The organism is Cellulomonas sp. A375-1 (assembly GCF_001040865.1).
GTDB classification, from domain to species: domain Bacteria; phylum Actinomycetota; class Actinomycetes; order Actinomycetales; family Cellulomonadaceae; genus Cellulomonas; species Cellulomonas gelida.
On sequence record NZ_LFKW01000036.1, the window covers coordinates 61,553 to 70,668 of the forward strand.

The following is a 9,116-nucleotide window of genomic DNA, read 5'->3' on the forward strand; positions in this document are numbered from 1 at the left end:
GATGACGACGACCGCCGTCCAGCACGCGTGGCTGGCCGGGATCGTCGAGCACGCCACGCCGTTCCTCTTCTTCACGGGGAAGGGCGGCGTCGGCAAGACGTCGTGCGCGTCGACGACCGCGGTCGCCCTGGCGGACGCGGGTCGCCGCGTGCTGATCGTCTCGACGGACCCGGCGAGCAACCTTCCGGAAGTCCTGGGCGTCACCGGCGACGACGATCGTCCCGTGGCGGTGCCCGACGTCCCCGGCCTGGTCATGCTGGACCTCGACCCCACGGCCGCCGCGTCGCGCTACCGCGACACGGTCGTCGGACCGTACCGGGGGCTGCTGCCACCCGAGGCGGTCGCGCAGATCGAGGAAGAGCTGTCCGGGCCGTGCACGGTCGAGGTCGCCGCCTTCAACGAGTTCGTGCGGCTGCTGGTGGATGACGAGCTGGTCGGTGGGTACGACCACGTCGTGTTCGACACCGCGCCGACCGGCCACACGCTACGCCTGCTCAGCCTCCCGGCCGCGTGGGACGGGTTCCTCGAGTCCAACACCGGCGGGATCACGTGCGTCGGCCCGGTCTCGGCGCTCGGGCAGACCCAGGAGTCCTACGCCGATGGCCTCGACGCGCTGCGTGACGGCTCGCGCACCACGGTGGTGCTCGTCGCCCGCCCCGACGACGCCTCGCTCAGCGAGGCGGCGCGGGCGAGCGGAGAGCTCACCGATCTGGGGATGCTCAACCAGCGTCTCGTCGTCAACGGCGTCCTGGGCGACCCGGACGACGACGCGCTCGCCCAGGCCCGCAGCGACCACGAGCTCGCCGCGCTGGCCGCCATGCCCGAGCCTCTGAGGAGGGTGTGGTCCGGCGACGAGATGCCTCTGCTCGCCCGCGCCCCGCTCGGCGTCGACGCGCTGCGCGCCGCGGCACAGCCGTGTGCCGACGAAGCCGAGACGCCGTCGCTCCCACCGGACTCCCCCTCGACCAGCCGACTGGTCGACCTCGTGGACGCCGTGGCCGCGGCCGGGCCGGGGATCGTCATGACGATGGGCAAGGGAGGCGTCGGCAAGACGACCGTCGCCGCCGCGATCGCGCTCGCCCTGGCCGAGCGCGGCCTGCCGGTCACCCTCACGACCACCGATCCCGCGGCCCACGTCGAGCTCGTGCTGCAGGACCCACCGGCAAACCTCCACGTCACCCGGATCGACCCGTCCCTCGAGACCACCGCCTACACCGCTCAGGTCATGGACGAGGCGGGGTCCCAGCTCGACCCGGCGGCTCGCGACCTGCTCGAGGAGGACCTGCGCTCGCCGTGCACCGAGGAGGTCGCGGTGTTCCACGCGTTCGCCCGCACAGTCGCCCAGGCCGAGCACCGCTGGGTCGTGATCGACACCGCCCCGACCGGGCACACCCTGCTGCTCCTGCAGTCGTCGCACTCCTTCGTCGCCCAGGAGCACACGCGCTCGGGAGACCTCGCGACGTCCGACTCGGCGCGCCTCTACGAACGGCTGAGCAACCCCGATCGCACGCGGATCGTGCTGCTCACCCTGCCGCAGGCGACACCGGTCCACGAGGCCCGCGCGCTGCAGGAGGACCTGGCCCGCACCGGGCTGGTGCCCTGGACCTGGGTCGTCAACGCGGCGCTCTCGCAGCGGAGCACCCACCACCGCGTCCTGGCCGCACAGTCCGCCGACGAGGTGCACCGGATCGCCGAGGTCGCCGAGCTCAGCCCGCGACCACCCGTCGTGCTCCCGTGGACCGACCACCCGCCGATCGGCCGACCCGGCCTGCACGCACTGCTCACCCCGACCGGGTCCTGACCGCCGCCGACCGCCCACGAGGTCTCGTCGGCACTGTTCGCAGCACCGCCGGCTGACGCCGGCCGAACGACGCCGGCACGTGCGAGGCCCCGCCCCCCAGAGGGACGGGGCCTCGTGTCGACCGTGCGTCCATGACGGTCGAGTCGGCTCACGCCGCCAGGGCCGCCTGACGGCGGGCGAGGCTGCGCAGGCCCAGGCCGCCGATCACGAACCCGACGCCGACGCCGACGACCGCGAGCGCGACGCCGAACCCGATCACCGAGGTCATGAGGGACGCGCGCAGGAACGTGCCGGTCGCGACGCTCGGCCGCAGCGGGTCCTCGCGGTCGATCTCGGCGTACGTGCGGCCGTCGGTCATCTGCTCGAGGTCGGTGCGGATCGCCTCGGACTGCGCCCACGCCTCCCAGGGTGCGTCGACCCGCTCGCCGACGAACGCCGGCGCGGTGTCGGTCACGTTGACGTTCTCCTGCGCGAGTCCCTGGGCGACGGCACCCCAGGCGCCGATGCCGCCGACGATCATGATCGCGCCGAGCACCAGCAGGAGCGTGCCGAACAGGCGAGCACGCTTGTTGACGGGGGGCGGCGGCTTGGTGTCCTCGGTGATGCGGGTGGGTTCGGTCGCTGTGGGCTGAGCGGACACGGGTGCCCCCTTCGGTCTGCGAGTGGTCGGTCCACCACCGTCTCGGGCGCAGGCAAGCGACCGCACCCTGGCGAATCAATTCACCTGGACCGGATCGGTACGCAATTGCGTGGGCGAGACTCCGCGGCACCGCCCGCCGACGCCGGCTCCCCCGCGCCGGCACAGCACGAGGCCCCGCCCCCAGGAAGGGGACGGGGCCTCGAGTCGACCGAGCGTCAGCTCAGGCGGCGACGACCTTGACGGTCACGGTCGCGGCGACCTCCGGGTGGAGGCGGACCGAGACGGTGTACTCGCCCAGGGCCTTGATCGGCTGAGCGATCTCGACCTTGCGCTTGTCGATCGCCGGGGCGCCCGACGCCTTGACCGCGTCCGCGATCTCCGCGGTGGTCACGGCGCCGAACAGGCGACCGGCGTCGCCGGCCTTGGCCGACACGACGACGGCCTTCGACTGCAGCGAGTCGCGCACAGCCTTGGCGTCGTCGAGGGTCGCGATCTCGCGGGCCTTGCGGGCCTTGCGGATCGCCGTGATGTCCTTCTCCGCACCCTTGGTCCACGGGGCGGCAAGGTTGCGCGGGATCAGGTAATTACGGGCGTACCCGTCCTTGACCTCGACCACGTCGCCCGGGGCGCCGAGGCCGGTGACCTCGTGCGTGAGGATGATCTTCGCCATCTTCAGGCCTCCTTCTCAGCGAGCCGACGACGAGTACGGCAGCAGAGCCATCTCGCGCGCGTTCTTGACGGCACGCGCGATCGCGCGCTGCTCCTGCACGGACACACCGGTCACCCGGCGAGCGCGGATCTTCCCGCGGTCGGAGATGAACTTGCGCAGCAGCGCGGTGTCCTTGTAGTCGACAACCTCGATCTTGGCTGCCTTGAGCGGGTTCTGCTTCTTCTTGGGCTTGCGAACAACGGCCTTGGCCATCGCGGTGCTCCTGTCTCTGGAGCCCCGGGCGTTGCCATGCCCGGGGATGTGATGTCTGGGGTCTCGAAGGATCTAGAGGATCAGAACGGGGGCTCGTCGGAGTAGCCGCCACCGCCGCTGCCACCACTCGCGGGCGTGGCCCACGGGTCGTCGCCGCCGGTGTTCGACTGGCCGCCACCGGAGTAGCCGCCACCGCCGCCGCCGAAGCCACCGCCGCCACCCGAGCGCTGGGCGCGGGTGACCTTGGCCGTGGCGTAACGGAGCGACGGACCGACCTCGTCCACCTGCAGCTCGACGACCGTGCGCTTCTCGCCCTCACGGGTCTCGTACGAGCGCTGGACCAGGCGGCCGGTCACGATCACGCGCGTGCCCTTGGTGAGCGACTCCGCGACCGACTCCGCAGCCTCGCGCCAGATCGAGCAGCGCATGAACAGCGTGTCGCCGTCCTTCCACTCGTTGCTCTGGCGGTCGAACGTGCGGGGCGTCGACGCGACGGTGAAGTTGGCCACGGCCGCACCCGACGGGGTGAAGCGCAGCTCCGGGTCCCCGGTCAGGTTCCCGATCACCGTGATGACGGTCTCACCAGCCATGCCAGCTCCTCGATCGATCCTCGAACTGCTCTGTCCTTCGATGTGGTGCGCACGCGAGCGGCGCGCACCGACGGGTCACACGCCTCGGCGCAGGACCTTCGTGCGCAGGACGACCTCGTTGAGGCCGAGCTGGCGGTCGAGCTCCTTGGCCGTGGCCGGCTCCGCGGTGAAGTCGACGACCGCGTAGATGCCCTCGGCCTTCTTGTTGATCTCGTAGGCCAGGCGACGGCGACCCCAGATGTCCACCTTGTCGACGTTGCCGCCGTCGGTCTTGACGACCGACAGGTACTTGTCGAGCGACGGGGCGACGGTGCGCTCCTCGATCTCGGGATCGAGGATGATCATGATCTCGTACTGACGCAGGCTCATACCCACCTCCTCTGGTCTCAGCGGTCACGGTCGTTCCGTGACAGGAGGGTTCTCATGCGTCGCTGTCGACGGGGGCCGGAGCCCTCGTCGTCCCCAGTCCGGCGCTGATGGCAGCGGCGAGACGGAGGCACAGCAGTGTTCTAGCCTACCGGCCCGGTGACGGCCCGGTGAAATCGTCGCCCTGTGGACAGCCGGGGATCACCCGGCCGCGCCCCAGGGCGACGACGCTCAGTCGTTCTTCTTCGGCGGCGGGGCCGCCTCGGTCGGGTCAGGGCCCGGGTCGCCCGTCGGCTCGGGGTCCGGCTGCTGCTCGGGCCCGGTCGAGACGACGATCGTCACCTGGGTCCCCACGGGCACCTTGGTCCCGCCCGACGGCTCCACGGAGATCACTCGTCCCGCGGCCACCTTCTCCGACGACTGGGAGACGATCACCGGCTCGAGACCCACGGCGAGCAGCGCGGCCGTGGCGTCCGCCTGCGTCTTGCCCGCGAGCCTGCCCGGGACCTTGACGGTCGCGTCGATCGTCGGCTCCTCGGTCGGCTCCGTCGTCGGCGTGGCCGTCGGGGTGGGCGTGGGCGACGAGGTCGGCTTGTCGCCGACGTCCGCGCGCGGCGGGAAGTCGCGCTGCTTGGCGAACTGCTCCATGTCGAGCACCGGGCCCATGTACTCGGCCCACAGACGAGCGGGGATCGAGCCACCCGTCACCTCGCCGAGCGGCCCGCCGTACGGGCTCGGACCGAAGGGCTTGATCGTGACCTCGGACGAGCCGTCGTCGCCGACCTGGCTGAGGGCGACGGCCGTCGAGATCGTCGGCGTGTAGCCGACGAACCACGCGGAGATGTTGCCGGTCGACGTGCCCGTCTTGCCGGCGATCGGCACACCCAGCGGGGCGATGTACGGCTTGCCGGACCCCTTCTGGACCACCTGCGTCATCGCGTACGTCGCGTCCGCCATCACGTCCTGCTCGAACTTGCGCTCGGGGTCGCCGTCGGTCTGGTAGTTCACCGAGCCGTCCGGGTTGAGCACCTGGGACACGATGTGCACATCGTGGTGCACGCCCTGCGCGGCGAACGTCGCGTACGCGTTCGCCATGTCGAGCGGATGCACCGACGAGCTGCCGAGCACGTTGGACGGGACGGCCTCGACGGGCGTCAGGATGCCCGCGTCCTTCGCGACCTGCGCGGTCTTGTCGGCGCCGACCTCCAGGTTGAGCTGCGCGTACACGGTGTTCACCGAGTCGGCGGTCGCGTCGACGAGGTCGATCGAGCCGTACGACGAGCCGCCGAAGTTGCTGACCTTCTGGTCGCCGGAGCCCCAGCCGTCGAGCGTCATGGGCGACTTGCCGGAGAACCGCGTGTCGAGCGAGATCCCCTCCTTGAGCGCGGCGACGAGCGTGAACGGCTTGAACGTCGAGCCGGCCTGCATGCCGTTGCCGTAGGTCGCGCGGTTCACCTGGTCGGTCAGGAAGTCCTTTCCGCCGTACAGCGCGATGACGCCGCCCGACGAGGGGTCGACCGACGACGCCGCGACCTTGAGGTTCTCGCTTGGCGGGGTGGCGCCGTCGGTCAGCTCACCCGACCAGAGCTTCTCCACCGAGGCGGTGAGCTGGTCCTGCACGGGCTTCTGGACCGTCGTGATGATCTTGTAGCCGCCGCGGTCGAGCTGCTCCTTGCTGATGTTGATGGCCTCGGTCGCCATCTCGTCCTCGACCATCTTGAGCAGGTACCCCGCGGTGCCCGTGTACTTCGCCGACCGCTGGTACACCACGGTCGTCGGGAACTGCGCGGCGTCGAACTCCGCCTGCGTGATGTGCTTGTCCTCGAGCATCGCGCTCATGACGATGTTCCAGCGCGCCTCGGCCTTCGTCGGGCTCACCGCCGGGTCCCAGTTGTTCGGGGACGGGATGATGCCCGCGAGCAGCGCGGCCTGCGAGATCGTCAGGTCCTTCGCGTCGACCTTGAAGTACGACTGCGCCGCGGCCTGGATGCCGTAGGAGTCCCGGCCGAAGTAGATCGTGTTGAGGTAGCGCTCGAGGATCTCCGGCTTGGACTCCTCCTGCGTGATCTTCAGCGCCAGGAGCGTCTCGCGGAACTTGCCGATGTAGTCGGTCGTCGTCTTCTCGACGTAGTAGCGCTCGACGTACTGCTGCGTGAGCGTCGAGCCACCCTGCTTCTTGCCGCCGGTCGCGTTGTTGATGAGCGCACGCGCCATGCCGGTGACGGAGATGCCGGAGTTCGTCTCGAACGTGCGGTCCTCGGCGGCGATCACGGCGCCGCCGACGTACGTCGGCAGGGTCGAGAGCTCGACGAGCTGGCGCTTCTGGACCTCGAACGTGCCCATGACCTTGCGGCCGCCCGCGTAGTAGACGGTCGTCGTCTGCGACTGCACCTCGGCACCCGCGGCGGGCACCTTGATCCCGACGTAGGCCGCGACGAGCGCGCCGGCGCCCAGGAACGCGACGGTCAGGAACGAGCCGAGCAGGAACCGCCACGACGGCAGCCAGCGGTGGAGCCCGTGGTACCCCGAGCGCGGGTAGTCGAAGAACTTGCGCTTGGGGGCGTTCGCGGGGCGAGCGCCGGATCCACGAGGGGCGCTGCGACGCGACCGCGGGGCGGAGGCGCGAGACGAGCCGGCCAACGTGTTGCCTTCCTGACGACGACGAGGAGCGTCCCTTCCGCACGCACCCTCGCACCACGACGAGGCGGGCGAGGGCAGGCGTCAGCGGACGCGCCGTCCAGTATGCGCGACCAGGCCCTGCCCCGGGCGGGCCGCGGGCCGGCGTCCTGCGACCCTTCACACGATCGGCACTCGGCACCCGCGAACCGGGTTCGGGCCCTGCGCGACCAGTGGCGCCGCGCGTCGTCGTCGTGGCGTCGTCGTCGTGGCGTCGCCGCGGTGTCGTCGTCGGTGCCCGGCCGCGGGACGCACCTCGGAGCGGGTCGGTGACGTGCGCACACGCTGGCGCGACGGCGCGACTTGTGCACGACGAACGTCGCGCTCTACTCTTCTCGATGTATCGCGCTGATACATACGAGCGATACATCGAACGAGACACACACCGTGCGTCACCGACGCACGACCCCACAGCCTAGAGGAGGTGCCCCGGTGCGCGGTCGTTCCGACGTGCTCGAGCCGGCGATCCTCGGGCTGCTCCACGAGTCTCCGATGCACGGGTACGAGCTGCGCAAGCGGCTCAACCTCGTGCTCGGGTCGTTCCGCGCGTTGTCGTACGGGTCGCTGTACCCGTGCCTGAAGTCGCTCGCGGAGCGCGGATGGATAGTCGGGACCGAGTCCCCGGCCGACCCGCACGCGGTCGGCAGCAAGCGGGCCCGGATCGTCTACCAGATCACCGCGGACGGCAAGGAGCACCTGCAGTCGGTGCTCGCCTCCTCAGGCCCTGCGGCCTGGGAGGACGAGAACTTCGACGTGCGGTTCGCGTTCTTCGCGCAGACCGACGCCGAGACCCGGCTGCGGATCCTCGAGGGTCGGCGCACGCGCCTGACGGAGCGCCTCGAGACCATCCGCATGTCCGTCGCCCGCACCCGCGAGCGCATGGACGAGTACACGCTCGAGCTGCAGCGGCACGGCCTGGAGCAGGCCGAGCGCGAGGTCCGTTGGCTCGACGGACTCATCGACAACGAGCGTGGCGTCCGCCGCGCGCGTCCTGCTGGCACCGGTCACCGCACCGTTGCAGCGTCCACCGCCGACGGCGACCTCGCCGCTCCGGCCAGAACCACCGAGAAGGAGCGAGGATGACCTCCATCCGCGTCGCCATCGTCGGCGTCGGCAACTGCGCCGCGTCGCTCGTCCAGGGCGTGCACTACTACGCCGACACGCCTGCCGACGGCAAGGTTCCCGGGCTCATGCACGTGCAGCTCGGTGACTACCACGTCAAGGACATCGAGTTCGTCGCGGCGTTCGACGTCGACGCGAAGAAGGTCGGCTTCGACCTGTCCGAGGCGATCCTCGCGTCGGAGAACAACACCATCAAGATCGCCGACGTCCCGCCGCTCGGCGTGACGGTCCAGCGCGGTCACACGCTCGACGGCATCGGCAAGTACTACGCCGAGACCATCGAGGAGTCGGACGCCGAGCCGGTCGACGTCGTCGCGGCCCTGCGTGAGGCGCGTGTCGACGTCCTCATCTGCTACCTGCCCGTCGGGTCCGAGGACGCCGCGAAGTTCTACGCGCAGTGCGCGATCGACGCGAACGTGGCGTTCGTCAACGCCCTGCCCGTGTTCATCGCGTCCGACCCGGAGTGGGCCGCGAAGTTCGAGGCCGCCGGTGTCCCGATCGTCGGCGACGACATCAAGTCGCAGGTCGGCGCGACCATCACGCACCGCGTGCTCGCCCGCCTGTTCGAGGACCGCGGCGTCATCCTGGACCGCACGTACCAGCTGAACGTCGGCGGCAACATGGACTTCAAGAACATGCTCGAGCGCGAGCGCCTGGAGTCCAAGAAGCTGTCGAAGACGCAGGCCGTGACGTCCAACCTCCACGACGGCCCCCTGGCCGGCAAGAAGGAGGACCGCAACGTCCACATCGGCCCGTCGGACTACGTCGCGTGGCTCGACGACCGCAAGTGGGCCTATGTGCGCCTCGAGGGCCGCGCGTTCGGTGAGGTCCCCCTGAACCTGGAGTACAAGCTCGAGGTCTGGGACTCCCCCAACTCGGCCGGCATCATCATCGACGCCCTGCGCGCCGCGAAGATCGCCAAGGACCGTGGGGTCGGTGGCCCGATCCTGTCCGCCGCGACGTACTTCATGAAGTCCCCGCCGGTGCAGATGGAGGACA

9 protein-coding genes are annotated in these 9,116 nt (G+C 70.4%); 3 read left to right on the forward strand and 6 right to left on the reverse strand.

Annotated features, from left to right (window positions below; all coding sequences use genetic code 11):
* Nucleotide 1: 1 nt before the first annotated feature.
* Nucleotides 2-1,801 (forward strand): arsenical pump-driving ATPase, encoded by a 1,800-nt coding sequence (gene arsA, locus CWIS_RS04125; protein WP_048341971.1) that lies wholly within the window; start codon nucleotides 2-4, stop codon nucleotides 1,799-1,801.
* 148 nt (nucleotides 1,802-1,949) lie between these two features.
* On the opposite strand, the gene CWIS_RS04130 is transcribed toward arsA, so the two are convergent.
* The 6 genes from CWIS_RS04130 to CWIS_RS04155 all read right to left on the reverse strand — a co-directional run bounded on the left by CWIS_RS04130 (nucleotide 1,950) and on the right by CWIS_RS04155 (nucleotide 6,959).
* Nucleotides 1,950-2,441, reverse strand: coding sequence for an aromatic ring-opening dioxygenase LigA (locus CWIS_RS04130; RefSeq protein WP_229747326.1), 492 nt, complete (start codon nucleotides 2,439-2,441; stop codon nucleotides 1,950-1,952).
* 220 nt (nucleotides 2,442-2,661) lie between these two features.
* Nucleotides 2,662-3,111: a 50S ribosomal protein L9 gene (gene rplI / locus CWIS_RS04135; protein ID WP_048341972.1), complete on the reverse strand. Its 450-nt coding sequence runs from the start codon at nucleotides 3,109-3,111 to the stop codon at nucleotides 2,662-2,664.
* 15 nt (nucleotides 3,112-3,126) lie between these two features.
* Nucleotides 3,127-3,363, reverse strand: coding sequence for a 30S ribosomal protein S18 (gene rpsR, locus CWIS_RS04140; RefSeq protein WP_013885186.1), 237 nt, complete (start codon nucleotides 3,361-3,363; stop codon nucleotides 3,127-3,129).
* 80 nt (nucleotides 3,364-3,443) lie between these two features.
* Nucleotides 3,444-3,953, reverse strand: coding sequence for a single-stranded DNA-binding protein (locus CWIS_RS04145; RefSeq protein ID WP_048341973.1), 510 nt, complete (start codon nucleotides 3,951-3,953; stop codon nucleotides 3,444-3,446).
* Nucleotides 3,954-4,028: 75 nt separating this feature from the next.
* A complete protein-coding gene (gene rpsF / locus CWIS_RS04150; protein WP_048341974.1) occupies nucleotides 4,029-4,322 on the reverse strand; it encodes a 30S ribosomal protein S6 in 294 nt (97 codons plus the stop codon).
* Nucleotides 4,323-4,550: 228 nt separating this feature from the next.
* The gene (locus tag CWIS_RS04155; RefSeq protein WP_048341975.1) at nucleotides 4,551-6,959 is read right to left on the reverse strand and encodes a transglycosylase domain-containing protein; all 2,409 of its coding nucleotides are present in this window, start codon (nucleotides 6,957-6,959) and stop codon (nucleotides 4,551-4,553) included.
* A gap of 468 nt (nucleotides 6,960-7,427) precedes the next feature.
* Here CWIS_RS04155 and CWIS_RS04160 point away from each other — a divergent pair, with 468 nt between their 5' ends.
* A complete protein-coding gene (locus CWIS_RS04160) occupies nucleotides 7,428-8,078 on the forward strand; it encodes a PadR family transcriptional regulator (RefSeq protein ID WP_048341976.1) in 651 nt (216 codons plus the stop codon).
* Nucleotides 8,075-9,116, forward strand: a 1,042-nt coding sequence (locus CWIS_RS04165; RefSeq protein WP_048341977.1) for an inositol-3-phosphate synthase, incomplete at its 3' end; no start/stop codon positions are given. The genes CWIS_RS04160 and CWIS_RS04165, both read left to right, overlap by 4 nt.

Bases quoted from the DNA above. Each gene is read 5' to 3' on its own strand.
- arsA (WP_048341971.1), top strand. From the start codon at position 2: ATGACGACGACCGCCGTCCAGCACGCGTGGCTGGCCGGGATCGTCGAG.
- rplI (WP_048341972.1), bottom strand. From the start codon at position 3,111: ATGGCGAAGATCATCCTCACGCACGAGGTCACCGGCCTCGGCGCCCCG.
- rpsR (WP_013885186.1), bottom strand. From the start codon at position 3,363: ATGGCCAAGGCCGTTGTTCGCAAGCCCAAGAAGAAGCAGAACCCGCTC.
- CWIS_RS04145 (WP_048341973.1), bottom strand. From the start codon at position 3,953: ATGGCTGGTGAGACCGTCATCACGGTGATCGGGAACCTGACCGGGGAC.
- rpsF (WP_048341974.1), bottom strand. From the start codon at position 4,322: ATGAGCCTGCGTCAGTACGAGATCATGATCATCCTCGATCCCGAGATC.